The following is a 16366-nucleotide window of genomic DNA, read 5'->3' as shown; positions in this document are numbered from 1 at the left end:
CTGCGTTTTCACACGGTCTGCGGGAGGTAGGCCTTTTTTTCTATTCGGGATACCAGCCGAAAGCCTGATCAAGCCAGTGAAGCAGGCCTGATCTTTTTAGGGGCTACCGACACCGGATTCAGGGCATCAAGTCGATAATTGATTGGCAAACTGCCCGACCGCGCTCACCACTTTCTGCGCCCCATCCTGGATCTCGACGATCACTGTGCCCGCCTCCGCCGCCAGCGCCAGTCCCTGTTCAGCCTGGAGTTTGCCGTCGGTCATCAGAGCCACGGCGTTGCGCGCCATGTCCTGGTTCTGCCGCACAACGCCGACAATTTCATCGGTCGCCTGGCTGGTGCGCGAGGCCAGTTGCCGGACTTCGTCAGCCACCACGGCAAAACCTCGACCCTGTTCACCCGCGCGAGCCGCTTCGATGGCCGCGTTGAGCGCCAGCAGGTTGGTCTGTTCGGCGATGCCACTGATGGTTTTGACGATGGTGCCGATCACCACTGATTGCTCGTTCAGCGCCTCGATGCCTTCGCTAGCGGTTTGCATGTGTTTGGCCAGGTCACGCATCACGTCTACCGCTTGAGTCACCACGGTGGTACCGCGCTGGGCGCTGCTATCGGTTTGCAGCGAGGTGCTATAGGCGATGTTGGCCGCTTCGGCGACGGCCTGTTCCTGATTGACCTGATCGGTAATCACCGTGGCGAACTTCACCACTTTGTAGAGTTTGTTGTTGGCGTCGACCACCGGATTGTAGGAAGCCTCCAGCCAGACCACGCGGCCGTGGCTGTCGACGCGCTTGAAGCGATCAGCCACGAACTCGCCGGCGTTCAAGCGGCGCCAGAAGTTCTGATATTCAGCGCTGTTGTATTCCTCTGGCGCGCAGAAGGTGCGGTGATGTTTACCCTGGATCTGCGCCAGGCTGTAACCCATGCCGCTGAGGAAGCGGTCGTTGGCCGTCAACACGTTGCCATTGAGATCGAACTCGATGACCGCCGTCGAACGCACCAGCGCGCCGATCAGGTTCTGATGTTCACGGGACGCCTCAATAGTGCGGGTCAGGTCACTGGAGTAAATCGAGAAGTGTTTGACCCGGCCATCCGAGGACCGCACCGGCTGCATGATCGACCGCAGCCAGGCTTCGGCACCGTTGCCACGCAACAGACGAACCGTGCCGGCAAAGTGCTCGCCACGGGTCAGCGCAGTCTTGAAGCGGCGGTGAAATTCGTCCGATTTCACATGAACGGGGACGATGTCTTCGATGTGTCGGCCGACCAGATCGTTGCCCTTGTAGAGCATCTCACCCATGAAGTTCTGGTTGACCGATTGAATCCTGCCATCAGAATCAAGGGTCAGGGCCAGCATCTCGCTGTCCAGGCTCTCCTTGACTTGCTGAAGGCTGGAGAGTTCTTCGCGCAGAGCCGACAGCTCCTGCTTCAAGCGTTTGTTGAACATGGGAAAGCACCGATGGACAGGGATAGAAAGCGGCGTACAGCCTAACCATCGGCCTTATGGATATTTTCTGAAGAGCGTTTAAGGGTTGTCCTACAAAAATAGTGGCAACACGATCACCTTTATACCGCGCCAGCTACCGAACAACGCCCAATTCGCGGTGCTCGCGCGCCGAAATACGCTGCGCTGCTGACGCCCACCGCCCCCATCACTGCGCAGAAAAGTACACAAATCCATGGACTCCACGGCATCAGACCGATCAACAGCAGCGGTGTGATACTTGCCCAGATGGCGTAGGCAATGTTGTAAGTGAAGGAAATCCCCGAGACACGAATCCGCGCCGGAAACAGGCCGACCATCACCGACGGCACCGCGCCGACTACCCCGCAACCGAGGCCGGCCACTGCATAGGCCAAGCCGATCCATTGGCCTTCAATGATCAGACAGGTGTAGAGCACGCCGATGCCCAGAGGCAGCAGCAGGCTATACAACATCACCGTGCGCCAGGCGCCGATGCGGTCGACGAGCAGCCCGGCAAGTACGCAGCCGATGTTCAGAAAAACGATGCCCAAGGCACTCAGGGCGAAGGTATGGCTGGCGCTCATGCCGAAGGTTTTTTGCATCATGGTCGGGGTAATGACCACGAACACCACCACGGCCGAGGTCAGCACGCAGGTGAGGATCATCGCCGGCAGCATCGCCAGGCGGTGCTCACGCAGGACCGTGCGCAGCGGCAGTTCGACAGTAGCCTCGCGCTGGGCCTGCATCGCCATGAACACCGGGGTTTCGCTGAGCCAGCGGCGCAACCAGACACCGATGACACCAAACACACCGCCCAGCAGAAACGGGTAGCGCCAGGCGTAATCGAGGATTTCCGCCGGAGTGAACACCTGAGCCAGAAAAGTCGCCGTCAAGGCTCCGATCAGGTAACCGAAGGTCAGCCCGGCCTGCAGGAAACCGAGGGCATAACCGCGATGCCCGGTCGGCGCGTGTTCGGCGACGAACACCCAGGCGCTCGGCACTTCACCGCCCACCGCCGCACCTTGCAGGACCCTCAGGGCCAACAGCAACAGCGGTGCGAAATAGCCGATCTGGGCGTAGGTCGGCATGATCCCGATCAGCAGGCATGGCAACGCCATCATCAGGATGCTCAGGCTGAAAACCTTCTTGCGCCCCAGTCGATCGGCGAAATGCGCCATCAGGATTCCGCCCAACGGACGCGCCAGGTAACCAGTGACGAAAATCCCGAAGCTTTGCAGCAGGCGCAGCCATTCGGGCATTTCGGGAGGGAAAAACAGTTGGCTGAGGGTCAGCGCGAAAAATACGAAAATGATGAAGTCGTAGATTTCCAGCGCCCCACCAAGGGCTGCAAGCCCCAAGGTCTTGTAGTCCGAGCGGGTGAAGGGCGCCGGGCGTGCGTCGGTGTTGGCAGTCATGGAAAAGAACTCTGGCAGGCAAAAAACCAAGGCGCCCATGGTCTACGCAAATGCGCTTGTGGACAACCCGTCAGGCCCTGGTCCCAAACACCCAAACAGCGTCACCACTGCCCCTCTTCCATCCCTCACTGCCAACGTCCCGGCGAAATATGCTTTCCCGGATGAAGGCTGCTCTCAGACTGGCGATCTTTTCATCTGGGTACTAGACCGTTCGATACAAGTAGTTTCAGTATGTACTCGCCCCGCCTCCGAGGGCTCACGCTGAAAAGGATCTGAGCATGTTAAAACTCGCAGGACTCACCCTGGCCGCACTCACCTTGAGTACCGCCGTCCACGCCGATGTCGATCTGAATCTAGGCAGTACAGAACGCGTTACCCGGCTGTTCTCCTACCCCAACAACTGCAACGTCATCTGCTATCGCAACTGGACGCTGGAGCAGACCGTCGAGCATTACCTGACCCAAAGCGTACAGCGCGATGGCTACAAAACCGCAAAAGTGCAGGTAAAAACCGACAACAATCAGCTCTACGCCAATATCAGCGGCGTACCCAAAGGCTATGACAAGCCACTGACCGCATTGCTCAAGGCTGGGGATTTGGCCTACAACGGCGCCAGCAAACTGAATGCCGACGGTAAATGGACTTTTAGCTGGTACCTGTTCCTGCCGCTGGGCATGGCGCTGGAAAACCGCAAAAGCGTCGAACTGCTGCACTTCCCGCCGGATTATTCCCTGACCCAGGCCCAGGATTACCTGGAGTCCAAGACCACCGACCGTTGGGCCACGCTGCTGACGAACAACGGCATTCCCGCCGACCAGACACCGGGCTATCAGACCATCATCGACATTGCGCCAATTGCCGCACCGTCCAGCGCCGGTAAGGACCTGGAGGGCGTCTACGGCTACTTCAAGGACTACCAGACCACCATGGTCAAGGAAGTCAGCCAGAACGCCAGCGGCGCTGCATTGCCAATGGTTGCCTTCGGCGCACCGGTGCGTAACTGGATCAAGCAACAATACGGGCCGACCGTGGACGTGCTGGGCCTGGCAACCATCAGCCCGAGCGAGGGGGTGAAGGTGCCAGTACTGGGTTCCAACCACCCGAGCTACATCTGGTACGCCGCCGATCCCGAGGCCTATAGCGGCAGCGATGCCCAGGCCAAGGCCGATGCTGCAGGGCTGAAAGTCATGGGGCAGGATTTGAGCGCCGCGTGCTGGCAGGCCGGGATGGGCAGCAAACCGGGCACTGACCCTACCGTTCAGCTGAAAAGCTGTACTCAGACCTGGCAAGTGACCCAGAAAGAAAAAACCTGCGAACTGTTCTACACCTCGATCCGCAACCTGACGCCTGAACAGGCCGTGGCCAAGTGCTCGACAGCGCAGGTCAAATCTCAGTTGAAACAGTTGAAGAGCCCAGCCCTTGTGACCTCCTCCGCCCCTGCTCCACACTTGTAAAACGATAAAGCTCTTTCCTGCGTGAGCCATGGCTGACGCGGGAAAGAGCTTTTTTCGCCTGTCATATCTGACAGTAGATCAATTGTTTCATTTGCGAGAGGCTTGGGGCATACCCATGTGCTGCAGGACTGACAGGATGTCAGTAGACGGCGTTCGTAGCACTCGACTGACAAGGACTGTTATGAGAGCCCATGCAGAACAAGCAATACCCCCACCGCCATCAAATGGCATCTATCCGTTTGTAGAATTGCCCCTTCGCCTTGGGTTCCCCTCCAAAGACGACTTTGAAATCATCGACAACACCCAGGGATCGGCAATGGCTGTCGTGGCACTGCGCGAGTTCCCGCGCATCAGCCGAATCTGCCGGGTTTCCGGACATCTGCTGCCCTATCGTTGCCGACACACTCGGCAACTGGCTCCAGGAATCCACCTCTACGATCCGCGCTTCTGCGGTCTGCTGAGCCACTCCTGCGACCCCAACGTCTTTCTCGACATGAGCGAGCTGTGGTTATGGGCACTCAAGGACATCAAAAAAGGTGATCGACTGACGATGGATTTCACCGCGACAGAAGACAAACTGCAGCGGCAGTTCGCTTGCCGCTGCGGTTGTCCCTGCTGCCGTGGCTGGATCATCGGCTATGACGAGTCGCCGAACGCCAATGGAGAACAGTTTTTTCAACACTGGCGTCGACGAAGTTCCCGCTGAAAGGCTCTTACAACGTTTCGACCGGACGCAAACGGTATTGTGGCGGCAACTGTTCGAAACCGCTGATGGTGGCATTCAGGCTTTTCCAGCGTCCATCCTTGATGCCATAGATGCAACCATGGACCGACAGGCTCTGACCGCGGTGCCAGGCGTTTTGCACAATGCTGGTATGACCGACGTTGGCCACCTGCTGGATCACATTGAGCTCGCAAAGGCGGTCGACCCGCTCTTCTTCGGTGGACAACTTGGCCAGTTCGTCGCGCTTTTCATAATAGAGATCGCGAATCGAGCGCAACCAACCGTCGATCAGGCCCAACTGACGGTCCTGCATCGAGGCGCGTACACCGCCGCAGCCATAGTGGCCAGTGACCAGGATGTGTTTGACTTTGAGTACGTCGACCGCGTACTGAATCACCGACAGGCAGTTGAGGTCGGTGTGCAATACAACGTTGGCCACGTTGCGGTGCACGAACAGATCGCCCGGCAGCATGCCGACGATTTCATTGGCCGGCACGCGGGCATCGGAGCAACCTATCCACAGGTATTCCGGGGTCTGTTGACGGGCCAGCTTGGCGAAGAAATCAGGATCTTCCTGGGTGATCGCGTCGGCCCAGCGCTCATTGTTATCAATCAGATCTTGTAATTCGTTCATGCAATGAAGCCTCGATAATGATGCGCTGGTTTGACAGACAACCGCCTGTCGGGGTCACGCGCGCGATGCAGATACCCGCTGATGCCTGATGCCTATAACGGCTAGCCGACGTTCCCTGCCGGTGGAATTCTCGCAAGCCCAGTGGGTCAACTGTAGTAAGGCCTACAGTATGAGGGAATGCCATGACTGATTCACGACGTCCGTTCGATAAGGCGCAACCCGAGCCCATCGATGACAACGAAGACCGCATGGGCTCAGTGCATGAGCTGGATTTCGACGAGGAAGAACCGGGCACCAGAATCGGTGACTTGATCCCCGAACGCGAGCGTGCGCAGAAAATCCCCGACGAACGCGTCCGTGAAGCTGGCATGACCGGCGGCTCGACCGATGACCATGAATCCACCGACGATGACATGAGCCCGGAAACCTTGATCCGTGAAGACGGCGCACGGGACGCCCACGAAGAGGGTGAAGGCGACCAGGCGGATTGGGATTTGAGCATTGTCGATGAGGACGACATCGGCGGGGGCAATGGGTTGGACGAAGCAGAGATGGCGCAGCGCGATCCAATGGATGGCAAGCGTTAATCGTTGTCGTCAGAGAGGACGCCTTCGCGGGCCAGCCTCGCTCCTACGGGTTCTGTGCCCCGGCCCGTAGGAGCGAGGCTTGCCCGCGAAGCTTTCAAGGCTCAATCCACTAATGTACAGGCCATGACCACGGCATCTTCGCGCCCGCCAACAGCGGGGTAGTAATCGCGCCGACGTCCGATTTCGTTGAATCCATACCGCTCATACAACCGAAACGCCGCCCGGTTGCTGTCGCGCACTTCCAGAAAACATTCCCGTGCCTCTGCCTTGTAGGCAATCGACATCAAATGCTCCAGCAGCGTCAAACCCAGGCCTCGGCCCTGATTTTCCGGTTTGACGGTGATGTTCAGCAAATGCGCCTCGTCGAGAATAATCTGTACCACGCCATGACCGACCTGCTGCTGCCCTTCGAACATCAGCCAGATCTGGTACTTGCCCAGGCCATCGAGAAAAATCCCGCGGGTCCAGGGGTGGCTGTAAGCCGCGTATTCGATTTTCAGTACAGTGTCCAGGTCCGCCTCGGTCATCGGGCGGAACGATACAGCGTCACTCATTCGATTCTTTCCAGCGCGCCATCAGCCGACGCATGGCTTGCCAGACATCAGCCTTACGCTGTGGCTCTTCCATTAATAATTCCAGACCCGGCAGGGCCCAGACCGACCCCAGGCCTTCGACCTGAAGTTCACGGTTGAAGGATTCGGCGTTCGCCTCACCCGCAAAACGCACTGCCGGCAAGCCGATCAGCCACAAGCAGACGCATGGCGCGTCCTCCAGACGGGCCGACAGAAAGCCTTGTACGAAATCCCGAGCCGCCTCCGGCCCTTGATCCATGGTGCCGCGAGCCAACAGTGGCCAGCGCACCGGCTCGCCGACGATCTGCGGGCTGTCCGGCAGACCGGCGGCGCGCAGCATGTCCTTGAGCAACAGATAGGCCGGATCGCGGGTTTGGAAGCTCTCGCCTGTGGGTAACTCCACCAGCAACAGGCAACGACCTGCGCGCAGCAATTGAAGGGCGAAGCGCGGTGGCGGAACGACTGGCGCCTTGACCGCGACCGGGGCCTCCTCATCTTCGACCTTGGCGTTCGTGCGGGTGCTGGCCAACGATGGCCGTGGCACCTCGATCTTCACCCGTTCGGCCGGTTTGACCACAGGCTCCATCGGTGCCTCGGCCACAGGAGCCGGCGCAACCGGGGCGACGACCAACGGCTCGGGCATCTCCAGCAGTTCTGGGCGCGAGGGCGCAGCAAAGGGCAATTCGGTGCGCGGCAGCCAGTTGACCACCTGCATGGCGGTCAAATAAGCGCGGCGACGAGACTCGATAAGCAAAGGTCGGCCACTTGTGGATAACTAAAGTGCGTTGATTCTACCGCCCTTCGCTCAAGATCGCCCACGCTTGATCGATAGAAAGCCAACTGTCCGTCCCGAGAGTGAATCGCAACGGGCGTGATGCAGTACAATCGCGACTTTTAATCGCCAACCAGCCGGCCATTCCGATGATCGAACCCAAGCGCGTCTTGCGCGCCCTCGCTGAACACTGGGCACTTCTGGAGCCACTGTGCGAGCACTTCGACCAAGGCACCCTGAGCCTCAACGAATTGCGTTCACAGTTGGCCGCCCAGCAACTCGACAGTACGCCGCAGGACATCACCAGCCTGCTGGATGTGTGGATCCGCCTCGACATTCTGGTTCCCGTGGCGAAAAGCCCGAACCGTTTCGAGCTCAACGCGCAGATCCACGACTTTCTCGCTTACCTGCGTCGTGAGCACCGTCTGGGCCTGTGCCTGGAAATCGAAGCCTATTTGCGCCATCTCGAGCGCCTGGCCGGTTACATTCAGGACGCCTTCGACATTCGCGACGGCAACGATCTGGCGCGCCAGTTGCGCCTGCTCGACATGCGCGTGCGCGATGTGCTGAAAAAACTCGACAACGACGAACAGGCGTTGGTGGCCGTCGCCGAACGGGCGAAAACCAGCGATCGGCAGATCCCGCTGCGTCAGCGCTACGCTGAAGTGCTGGCGACCTGGGACGAATACGTCGAGCCGATGATTGAACTGGTGAATGCCGACGGCGCCTTCGAACAAGGCGTGCGCAAGGTCGAAACGGTCTTGCTGAAGATGCTCTCCGAACAGCAGCGCCTCGGCCATCTGGTCGACGACGACATGCTGCTGCGCACCCACGCGCGCATCCTCGAAATGCAGACCAGCGCCCAGCTGACGCTGCGCCACGCCCGCGAACTGCTGCTGCCGCTGCGTGAAGAAGCCCGCCGGCACAACGCCGTGACCCGTGGCGCGGCGCTAGCCTTGTCGGCCATTCGTCGTAAAGGCATCGATGCGGTACCGCAAGCGGCGATGCCGATGTTCACCCGTCCGCAAAGCACGTTCCTGGGCAGCGCCAGTCAGGTCGAAGCCTACGTTTATGCCTTGGCCCGTTTCGAGCCGAAACCGGCGCGTTTCCCCAAGGCCCACAAGACCCAGAAAGGTGAAGCCCCGCGCGCGCCACGCACGGTTCGGGAAATGCTCGAACGCTGCGAAGACGCCCTGCCGATGCCGGACCTGATGTCCTGGCTGCTGGAGCAGGAACCGGACGGCGCCACCGACGAATTGCTCTACTGGTTCTCGCGCCTGTCGCGAGAGAAGCGCTTCACACGCGAGCGTCTGGAACGCCGCGATTACCACACTCACGAGCATCAGGTCAGCCTGCGCTCCTTCGCCCTGCTCTCGGCCCGCGACACCGCCGCCGAGGATTCTGCGAGCATCCCACATGCATCTTGATCTATCCGAACTGTCCCAGCTGGCGCCGATTTTTCGCGAGCTGTTCAAGGGCTACCACGTCAGCCGCCGCGACCCGGAGCTGTACGCGCAACTGTCGAATTTCCAGGACCAGTACCGCGCGCTGTTCCGGGCGCTGGGCTTTGAGCTGGTCTGCGACACTCGCGGTTTCTACTACTTCGTGCCGGACCTGGCTGCTGCTGCGGTGAACAAGACCGCGCAACGTCTGGCGCTGTTCACCTTCATTCTCGTCGAGCACCTGGCCGATCAGGGCCGCGACCCGGTCGCCGTGCTGGATGGGGGTAGCCTCGGCCGCGATGAATTGCCATCGCTGCTGGAGAAATATCGCGACCTGTTTATCCAGGCCGAAGTGCAGACCGTCGAAGAACTCGAAGAAAAAATCATGCGCCGCATGACCCAACTCGGTTTCGCCGGTGAAGAAAACGGCATCTACCGTTTCCTGCCGCCAATGCACCGCTTCCTCGACGTCTGCCTGTCGGTTCAGCAGGACCGCGATCTGGCGGCCAGCCTGCACAGCGTGTTGCCATTGCCAGTTCCGGTGTTGATCGACGACGACAGCGACGAGAAGCTGCTGCAAACCGATGATCCGCTGGACCTCAGCGACTTCGAAGAAGAAAGCGAAGAAGACGCCATGGCCCGTGCCATTGCCGAAGAACAGGAGACCGACGCATGAGCAAGGAACGCTACGGCATTCGCCGCTTTGCCCTTTTGAACACCGCCGGTTACAGCCTCGGCCTGTTCCCGCTGGAAGAACCGCTGTCGGTCTATGGCGCGAACAACCTCGGTAAATCCGCATCGATCAACGCCTTGCAGTTCCCGATCCTGGCGCGCATGTCGGACATGAGTTTCGGCAAGTACAGCCTGGAGCAATCCCGGCGTTTCTACTTCGCCTCGGACACCAGTTACATCCTGGTGGAAGTCTCCCTGCCCCACGGCCCGCACGTAATCGGCGTGGTCGGACGCGGCCCGGGCGGCGGTTTCGGTCACCAGTTCTTTGCCTACGCCGGCAAACTCGATCTGGCCCATTACCAGAAAGACGACACCTGCCTGCGGCAGAAAGAGCTGTTCACCAACCTTGAGCGCGAAGGCCTGAAAGCCTATGAACTGAAGCCGGATGAACTGCGTCGCTTGTTGGTGGGCGGTCACACCTCGATTCCGCTGGACCTGACGCTGATCCCGCTGCGCTCCACCAGCGAGCAGAGCCTGAAGACCTTCCGCGCCCTGTTCATCAACTTGCTGCACATGCGCGAAATCACCGCAGCCAAACTCAAGCAGCTGTTCCTCGATGCTTTCGAACACAGCCTGCGTTCCGGCAGCGTCGACTACATCGCCGCGTGCGAAGAAGCCTTCCGCGATGTTCGTCGCATGGAGCAGGACTACAACTCGCTGGTTACCGCCGGCCCGCTGGTTGAAGCGCTGGCCGCAGGCGTAACCCAGCGCAATATCCTGCGCGGCAAACTGCATCGCCTGTCGCCGCTGCTCGACTCCCTGCTCGGCACCTGGTCGGACTACGCCAGTGCGCGCAAGGAAGAGCTGACGATTCAGGCCGAGCACTATCGCAACGAGCAGGACGCGCTGCAAAACGATCAACGCGGCGGCACTCAAGAGCTGATGCGTCTGGAGCGGGAAATCACCGGCATCCAGCGCTGGCTCGGCGAGTTGTCGGTGCTCAAGCATCGCTTCGCGCTGGTCGATGACGTCAAAGTCCTTGAGCAGCAATTGCTCGCCGCCAAGGACGCGCACGACGAACTGGCTGGAGCACTGGCCCAATCGCGCCAGTTCAGCGCAGAAGACCTCGAAGAGCGTCTGCGGGATCTGGAAAAACGCCTCAAATCGGTGAAACAGCAACTCGATCACGCCGACAACAACAGCTACGCCCGCCTGCGTGAAGAGTTTTCGCAGCAGGACGTCGAGCGCCTGATGCGCCTGTTCAACAGCGCGTTGTTCAGCCTGCCACTGGGTGAACACGGCATTACGCTGGACGAGGACGGTCAGTGGGTCAAATCCATGGAGCTGATCCTTGATGGCTTCAAAGGCGAGCGCTTCGAAGTGCCGGGCCTGTCCATCGACATCTCGCACATCGAACCACCAGCCCTGCAAGCCCTGGCCGACCGCGCGGCGCTGCGCGATCAGAAAGACCGCCTGGAAAAAGAACTCAAGCAGCTGAAAACTCAAGCTGCCGTGGCAGCCGACCGCGCGGCCAGCAAGACCCAGACTGAAGCGCTGTACCAGCAAGTGCTGGATGCGCAGAAAGCCCTGGAAGATTTCCGCCGCGCGCAAACCCTGAGCGCCGAGGAAGGCGACAAGCTTGAGCAATTGGCGCAGATGGAAGCCGCTCAGGACGAATTGAAGCGCTCCAGCGACGCCTTCACCGAGCGCGTCCAGCAACTGTCGGCCAAGCTGCAACTGGTCGGCCGGCAGATCGGCGATATGGAAGCCAAGCAACGCACCCTCGACGACGCCCTGCGCCGTCGTCAGCTGTTGCCGGCGGACCTGCCATTCGGCACGCCGTTCATGGACCCGGTCGACGACTCCATGGACAACCTGCTGCCGTTGCTCAACGACTATCAGGACAGCTGGCAAGGCCTGCTGCGCAGCGACGGGCAGATCGACGCGCTCTATGCTCAGGTTCGCCTCAAGGGCGTGGCCAAGTTCGACAGCGAAGACGATATGGAGCGTCGCCTGCAACTGCTGATCAATGCCTATGCTCACCGCACCGATGAAGCCCTGACCCTCGGCAAGGCACGCCGTGCGGCGGTCACCGACATCGCCCGGACCCTGCGTAACATTCGCAGCGACTATGACAGCCTCGAACATCAACTGGCGTTGTTCAACCGCGAGATCAACAAGCGTCAGGTCTCCAACCTGCAAAGCTTCCGCATCGTGCTCGCGCCGAACAAGGAAGCGCTCAAGCACATTGACCAGATCATCCACAGTGCCGGTCAGTACGAAGAAGGCGAAACCCTTTCCGTCTTCGACCTGAGCCAAAGCGCCGATCAAGACAACAAGAACGAAGAGGCCAAGGAATACCTGGCGCGGCTGGTGGCGGCAAACCACAACCAGCTCGGTCTCAAGGATCTGTTCGAGCTGGCGTTCGAGATCACCAAGGTCAACGGTCAGCCGGTGATCCACACCGACATCGACGGCGCGGCGTCCAACGGCACCACCATGACCATCAAGGCACTGACCAACATGTACTTGTTGCTGCACTTGATGGACCGCGACCAGGCCGGTCGCGTGCGCCTGCCGTACTACCTCGATGAGGCGGCGGACATCGACGAGAAGAACCAGGCAGCATTGCTGGAAACCAGTCTGCAATTGGGCTTCGTGCCGATCCTGGCGAGTGTGAAGCCGCAGGTCTGCGCCAGCGTCGCCATCGACCTGGAAGGTGGCAGCGGGCCGAACGGGATCTACATCGACGAGGCGGACTGGAAGTACATTCGTCGTCACGATGAAGTGAAGGCAACCGTTGTTGTACAAGCTGATGAGCCAGAGCTGGATGCGGTCTGATTTGACTTAATCCAAGCCCACAAAAAGGCCGCGATCCCATGGGATCGCGGCCTTTTTTTATTTTTTCATTGTAGGAGCGAGGCTTGCCCGCGAAGGCGTCATCACAGACGCAATAACTACTTGCCGATCGAAATCTTCGGCGCCCAGGTCAGCCATTCATCTTCGAACTGGTCGAACAGCGGGAATGTTTGCTCGGGCCGCGCCGGGGCCCCCATGCGATCGCCATCCGGTGTGGCAAACGCAATGCCGCCCTGGACCAGCGTCTCCAACGATTCGGTGCGTATCGTCGCGCCTTTGAACAAGCCGTAATCAAAGCCGAAACCACTGGTGTTCCAGAAACGCGTGCCACTGCGCACCAGCGGCGCGTACTTCGGCTCGATCAGGATGTGCACCAATACCCGATCCGCCGTCTGGCCCAGCTCATAGCCCGTCACCTTGCCTACCGTGATTTCGCGATAGGTGACAGGGACACCGGTCTTCAACGAACCCCGACGAGCAGCGCTCAACACCAGGCTCAAACCAGCTTCTTCCTTGGCGGTTTCCGGGGGGATAGTCAGGGCCACGAAGTTCTTTTGCGGGCCGAGGTTCTTTGGCGCGGGTTGCACTTCGATGTATTGCCCAGTGACCAAAGTTTCGAGGTTCGAGGTTTTAATCAGACCTAGCTCAGGTTTGACCACCCAGAACTGACTGCCGACCCGAGCGATACGCTCCGGCACTTCTGTGATCCGCGCGGTCAGCAATACTGATTGCAGGTCATCACTGAGGTCGACGTCCTCGATCTTGCCAACGTCCAGGCCTTTGAATCGAACCGGCGTGCCATTGCGCAGGCCATCGGCGCGATCAACCTTGATTGTCACCATCGTGCCTTTCTGCGTTGCCTCGTCATGGCTCGCATGCAGGCGGAAACGTGGAATACGCTTCTGCAATGGTGCTTTGGCTTCCGGGGTTTCAAAGGCGATGCCACCGGCCATGAGGCTTTGCAACGACTCACTTTTGACCTGGATGCCGCCGGTCAACCCACCGGTGAGCGTAATACCGCTGGCATTCCAGAAACGCGTCGAGGCGTTGACCAGCCCTTCGTATTCCTTCTCGATATGCACCCCGATCACCAACTGCTTTTTGGTGCGGGAGAATTGATAGCTCTGTACCGAACCGACTTTGACCTGTTTATAGAGAATGGGACTGCCGACTTCCAGTGAACCGAGGTTCTCGGTGAACAGCACCAGGTGCAGACCCGGCGAACGCAGGTCCAGAGGTGGCGCCTTGGGCCGCGCTTCGAACTCGCGCTGCGGTGCCCCGCCCTTGTCGCCAGGCCGCACAGCGATGTAGTTACCTTTGACCAGAGCTTCCAGGCCTGTAATACCGGCGAGCGAAATCGATGGTTTTACCACCCAGAACTGGGTGCCAGTAACCAGGTAATCCTCGGCGAGTGGGTCGAGAGTCAACTCGGCACTAGCACTGGACAGGTCCGGATCAATCTTGAGCGTTTTCAGATTACCGACCTGGATGCCTTTGTACATTACCGGCGTACGACCGGCCTGCAGGCCTTCGAAATCGCTGAGTTTGACCTTGACCCGAATACCCGCTGCGGCCGCATCGAAATCCTCATAGAGACGGAACGGCAGGCTTGGATCGGTGGGCGGGCTGTCCTTGCGGTTCTCCGGCGTGGCAAATGCAATACCACCGGCGACGATGCTGGCGAGGGACTCGCTACGCACTTTCACACCAGAGAGGTTGGCGTCGATACTGATGCCGCTGGCATTCCAGAAACGCGTGTGTTTACGCACCAGGTTGGCGTAGGTCGGCTCGATGAAGACTTTGAATTCAACAGTATTCTGGTCTGCGGACAGCACGTAGCTTTTGATCTGACCGACCTGGATCTGTTTATAGAACACCGGGCTGCCGCGATTCAGCGAGCCAAGGCGATCAGCCTTGATGGTCAGGTGCAGGCCGGGTTGGGCATCCGATAACGGAGGCTCTTGGACCAGGGCCTTGAACCTGCGAGTCGGCTCGCCTTCACCTGGGCTGACGGCCACATAGTTACCCGACACCAGCGTCTCCAGGCCTGTGATACCGGCCAGGCTCACGCTCGGTTTGACCAGCCAGAAACGCGTGCTGGTCTTGAGGTATTGCTCCACGTCCTTGTTCATCTCGATGGTGGCGATCACTCCTTTGGAGCTGCCCTCGTCATCGAGTTTGAGGGCTTTCACCTTACCGACCGACATGCCTTTGTAGACGACTTCGGTCTTGTTGGCCTGAATGCCTTCACCACTTTCGAAGCGCACCTGAATCTCGATGCCCGTCTCGCTGTAGGCACGCCAGCCAAGCCAGCCGCCGATAATCAAGGCGATCAGGGGCAACACCCAAATGGCTGACCAGTTCGAGGCCGGTCGGGTTTTCGCTTTAGGCAAATCAGTCATGGTCGTCGTCCGACTCCGTGTTATCCCAAATCAGTCGGGGATCGAAAGTTACTGCGGCAAGCATCGTCAGAATCACCACACTGGCGAAGGCGATGGCGCCAAGATTGGCTTCGATGCTGGCAAGCCGTCCGAAATTCACAACCGCCACCAGGATGGCGATTACAAAGATATCCAGCATCGACCAGCGGCCGATGAACTCGATAAAGCGGTACATCAGAATGCGCTGGCGTGCCGAGAGCGGCTGGCGACGCTGAACCGAAAACAGCAGCAATGCAATGCCCACCAGCTTGAACGTAGGTACCAGGATGCTGGCGATAAAAACCACGGCGGCGATCGGAATCATGCCGTGCTGAACCAGTTGGATCACACCGGACATAATGGTGCTCGGATCGCCCTGCCCCAGGGAATTGACGGTCATGATCGGTAGCACATTGGCCGGGATGTAGAGAATCGCGCCCGTGATTAATAACGCCCAAGTACGCATCAGACTGTTTGGGCGGCGGGCGTGAACCAGCGCACCGCAGCGAGTGCAAACCTGCTCGTCGGTATCGGCTTCCTGCTTGTTCAACTCATGGCATTCGGCGCAAATCAGAATGCCTGCATCAATCGCCCGCATGGGCATCTTCTCCTGATAGAGCCTGCCAGATCTGGTGCGGTGACATCACTACTTCCAGCCAGACCTGAACCAACAACAAACTGATGAAGCACGCCAGACCAAGACCTACGGTGATCGCCGCCATATCGGCCAATTTAACGATCGCAACCAGTACGCCCATGAGGTAAACCTCGAGCATCCCCCAGTCCCGTAGATGGTGATAAATGCGGTAGAGCAGCAGGCCATAACTGCGTCCGATATCGAAGCGAATACTCAGCAACACGAACAGCTGGCAAAGCAGCTTGAGCAGCGGAATCCCCATGCTGCAAAGGAATACCACTGCCGCTACGCCTCGCATACCGGTGTCGAACAGACCGACAACGCCACTCCAGACAGTGTCGTGCGACGACTGTCCAAGTAGATGGAGCTGCATGATGGGTAAAAAGTTCGCAGGGATGTACAACAACAGTGCGGCAATGACTAAGGCGAGACTGCGCTGCACGACATTGTGCCGATGGGCATAAAGCTCATAACCGCAGCGCACACAGATGGCTTTCTCACCATGAGTAAGCTCAGGCTTGCGCATCAGCAAGTCGCACTCATGACACGCTACCAAGTTGTCCAGCGGTAAATCTGACAGCCCTGGGGCGTCAACCGGATCTGGCATAAAGACTTTGGCTCCAAAAAAGTTGGACCTATTCTAGTGTCCCGACTCGAAAATAACTGTGCAATTTTGTATTGCCCCCAGAGTGCTCTTTTCCTGCGGACAAAACAAAA

Annotated in this window: 13 protein-coding genes and 2 pseudogenes; 6 read left to right on the top strand and 9 right to left on the bottom strand. The window is 59.1% G+C overall.

What is annotated here, in order from left to right:
- Nucleotides 1-126: 126 nt before the first annotated feature.
- The 3 genes and pseudogenes from PMI18_RS31855 to PMI18_RS23125 form a co-directional block, all read right to left on the bottom strand.
- A pseudogene (locus tag PMI18_RS31855) lies at nt 127-558 on the bottom strand (methyl-accepting chemotaxis protein); the annotation flags it as partial.
- A gap of 156 nt (nt 559-714) precedes the next feature.
- A pseudogene (locus tag PMI18_RS31850) lies at nt 715-1296 on the bottom strand (PAS domain-containing protein); the annotation flags it as partial.
- A gap of 266 nt (nt 1297-1562) precedes the next feature.
- Nucleotides 1563-2876, bottom strand: coding sequence for an MFS transporter (locus tag PMI18_RS23125; RefSeq protein ID WP_007896903.1), 1314 nt, complete (start codon nt 2874-2876; stop codon nt 1563-1565).
- A 278-nt stretch (nt 2877-3154) separates the two neighbouring features.
- Here PMI18_RS23125 and PMI18_RS23130 point away from each other — a divergent pair, with 278 nt between their 5' ends.
- The gene (locus PMI18_RS23130) at nt 3155-4330 is read left to right on the top strand and encodes a hypothetical protein (RefSeq protein ID WP_007896897.1); all 1176 of its coding nucleotides are present in this window, start codon (nt 3155-3157) and stop codon (nt 4328-4330) included.
- 181 nt (nt 4331-4511) lie between these two features.
- Nucleotides 4512-5036 (top strand): SET domain-containing protein, encoded by a 525-nt coding sequence (locus tag PMI18_RS23135; protein WP_007896896.1) that lies wholly within the window; start codon nt 4512-4514, stop codon nt 5034-5036.
- A gap of 7 nt (nt 5037-5043) precedes the next feature.
- Here PMI18_RS23135 and can read toward each other — a convergent pair whose 3' ends face one another.
- Nucleotides 5044-5688 carry a carbonate dehydratase gene (gene can, locus PMI18_RS23140; protein WP_007896890.1) on the bottom strand — a complete coding sequence of 215 codons (645 nt, stop codon included), beginning with the start codon at nt 5686-5688 and terminating at the stop codon, nt 5044-5046.
- A gap of 182 nt (nt 5689-5870) precedes the next feature.
- Here can and PMI18_RS23145 point away from each other — a divergent pair, with 182 nt between their 5' ends.
- Complete coding sequence (locus tag PMI18_RS23145; protein ID WP_007896889.1) at nt 5871-6275, top strand: hypothetical protein; 405 nt, start codon at nt 5871-5873, stop codon at nt 6273-6275.
- A gap of 101 nt (nt 6276-6376) precedes the next feature.
- Here PMI18_RS23145 and rimI read toward each other — a convergent pair whose 3' ends face one another.
- Both rimI and PMI18_RS23155 read right to left on the bottom strand, forming a co-directional pair.
- Nucleotides 6377-6829 carry a ribosomal protein S18-alanine N-acetyltransferase gene (gene rimI, locus PMI18_RS23150; RefSeq protein WP_007896888.1) on the bottom strand — a complete coding sequence of 151 codons (453 nt, stop codon included), beginning with the start codon at nt 6827-6829 and terminating at the stop codon, nt 6377-6379.
- A complete protein-coding gene (locus PMI18_RS23155) occupies nt 6822-7562 on the bottom strand; it encodes a hypothetical protein (RefSeq protein ID WP_007896879.1) in 741 nt (246 codons plus the stop codon). Before PMI18_RS23155 ends, rimI begins: the two co-directional genes overlap by 8 nt.
- 206 nt (nt 7563-7768) lie before the next feature.
- Here PMI18_RS23155 and mksB point away from each other — a divergent pair, with 206 nt between their 5' ends.
- The 3 genes from mksB to mksF are packed head-to-tail and all read left to right on the top strand — an operon-like array spanning nt 7769 to nt 12574.
- Nucleotides 7769-9046 carry an Mks condensin complex protein MksB gene (gene mksB / locus PMI18_RS23160; RefSeq protein WP_007896878.1) on the top strand — a complete coding sequence of 426 codons (1278 nt, stop codon included), beginning with the start codon at nt 7769-7771 and terminating at the stop codon, nt 9044-9046.
- Nucleotides 9036-9737: an Mks condensin complex protein MksE gene (gene mksE / locus PMI18_RS23165; protein ID WP_007896877.1), complete on the top strand. Its 702-nt coding sequence runs from the start codon at nt 9036-9038 to the stop codon at nt 9735-9737. The genes mksB and mksE overlap by 11 nt, the downstream gene beginning before the upstream one ends.
- Nucleotides 9734-12574, top strand: a complete 2841-nt coding sequence (gene mksF / locus PMI18_RS23170) for an Mks condensin complex protein MksF (RefSeq protein WP_007896876.1) — start codon at nt 9734-9736, stop codon at nt 12572-12574. The genes mksE and mksF overlap by 4 nt, the downstream gene beginning before the upstream one ends.
- Nucleotides 12575-12690: 116 nt before the next feature.
- On the opposite strand, the gene PMI18_RS23175 is transcribed toward mksF, so the two are convergent.
- Genes PMI18_RS23175 through PMI18_RS23185 form a run of 3 tightly spaced genes read right to left on the bottom strand, consistent with a single transcriptional unit; the run spans nt 12691 to nt 16256 of the window.
- Complete coding sequence (locus PMI18_RS23175) at nt 12691-14994, bottom strand: PqiB family protein (protein WP_007896875.1); 2304 nt, start codon at nt 14992-14994, stop codon at nt 12691-12693.
- Nucleotides 14987-15610 (bottom strand): paraquat-inducible protein A, encoded by a 624-nt coding sequence (locus PMI18_RS23180; protein WP_007896874.1) that lies wholly within the window; start codon nt 15608-15610, stop codon nt 14987-14989. The genes PMI18_RS23175 and PMI18_RS23180 overlap by 8 nt, the downstream gene beginning before the upstream one ends.
- Nucleotides 15597-16256 carry a paraquat-inducible protein A gene (locus PMI18_RS23185; protein WP_007896873.1) on the bottom strand — a complete coding sequence of 220 codons (660 nt, stop codon included), beginning with the start codon at nt 16254-16256 and terminating at the stop codon, nt 15597-15599. Before PMI18_RS23185 ends, PMI18_RS23180 begins: the two co-directional genes overlap by 14 nt.
- Nucleotides 16257-16366 lie beyond the last annotated feature (110 nt).

The organism is Pseudomonas sp. GM102, from assembly GCF_000282555.1.
GTDB lineage: Bacteria > Pseudomonadota > Gammaproteobacteria > Pseudomonadales > Pseudomonadaceae > Aquipseudomonas.
This window is presented reverse-complemented; position numbering and strand designations above follow the sequence as displayed.

What these genes read in the sequence shown, in the direction of transcription:
- PMI18_RS23125 (WP_007896903.1), bottom strand. Translation starts at nt 2,876, where the DNA reads ATGACTGCCAACACCGACGCACGCCCGGCGCCCTTCACCCGCTCGGAC.
- PMI18_RS23130 (WP_007896897.1), top strand. Translation starts at nt 3,155, where the DNA reads ATGTTAAAACTCGCAGGACTCACCCTGGCCGCACTCACCTTGAGTACC.
- PMI18_RS23135 (WP_007896896.1), top strand. Translation starts at nt 4,512, where the DNA reads ATGAGAGCCCATGCAGAACAAGCAATACCCCCACCGCCATCAAATGGC.
- can (WP_007896890.1), bottom strand. Translation starts at nt 5,688, where the DNA reads ATGAACGAATTACAAGATCTGATTGATAACAATGAGCGCTGGGCCGAC.
- PMI18_RS23145 (WP_007896889.1), top strand. Translation starts at nt 5,871, where the DNA reads ATGACTGATTCACGACGTCCGTTCGATAAGGCGCAACCCGAGCCCATC.
- rimI (WP_007896888.1), bottom strand. Translation starts at nt 6,829, where the DNA reads ATGAGTGACGCTGTATCGTTCCGCCCGATGACCGAGGCGGACCTGGAC.
- PMI18_RS23155 (WP_007896879.1), bottom strand. Translation starts at nt 7,562, where the DNA reads ATGCAGGTGGTCAACTGGCTGCCGCGCACCGAATTGCCCTTTGCTGCG.
- mksB (WP_007896878.1), top strand. Translation starts at nt 7,769, where the DNA reads ATGATCGAACCCAAGCGCGTCTTGCGCGCCCTCGCTGAACACTGGGCA.
- mksE (WP_007896877.1), top strand. Translation starts at nt 9,036, where the DNA reads ATGCATCTTGATCTATCCGAACTGTCCCAGCTGGCGCCGATTTTTCGC.
- mksF (WP_007896876.1), top strand. Translation starts at nt 9,734, where the DNA reads ATGAGCAAGGAACGCTACGGCATTCGCCGCTTTGCCCTTTTGAACACC.
- PMI18_RS23175 (WP_007896875.1), bottom strand. Translation starts at nt 14,994, where the DNA reads ATGACTGATTTGCCTAAAGCGAAAACCCGACCGGCCTCGAACTGGTCA.
- PMI18_RS23180 (WP_007896874.1), bottom strand. Translation starts at nt 15,610, where the DNA reads ATGCGGGCGATTGATGCAGGCATTCTGATTTGCGCCGAATGCCATGAG.
- PMI18_RS23185 (WP_007896873.1), bottom strand. Translation starts at nt 16,256, where the DNA reads ATGCCAGATCCGGTTGACGCCCCAGGGCTGTCAGATTTACCGCTGGAC.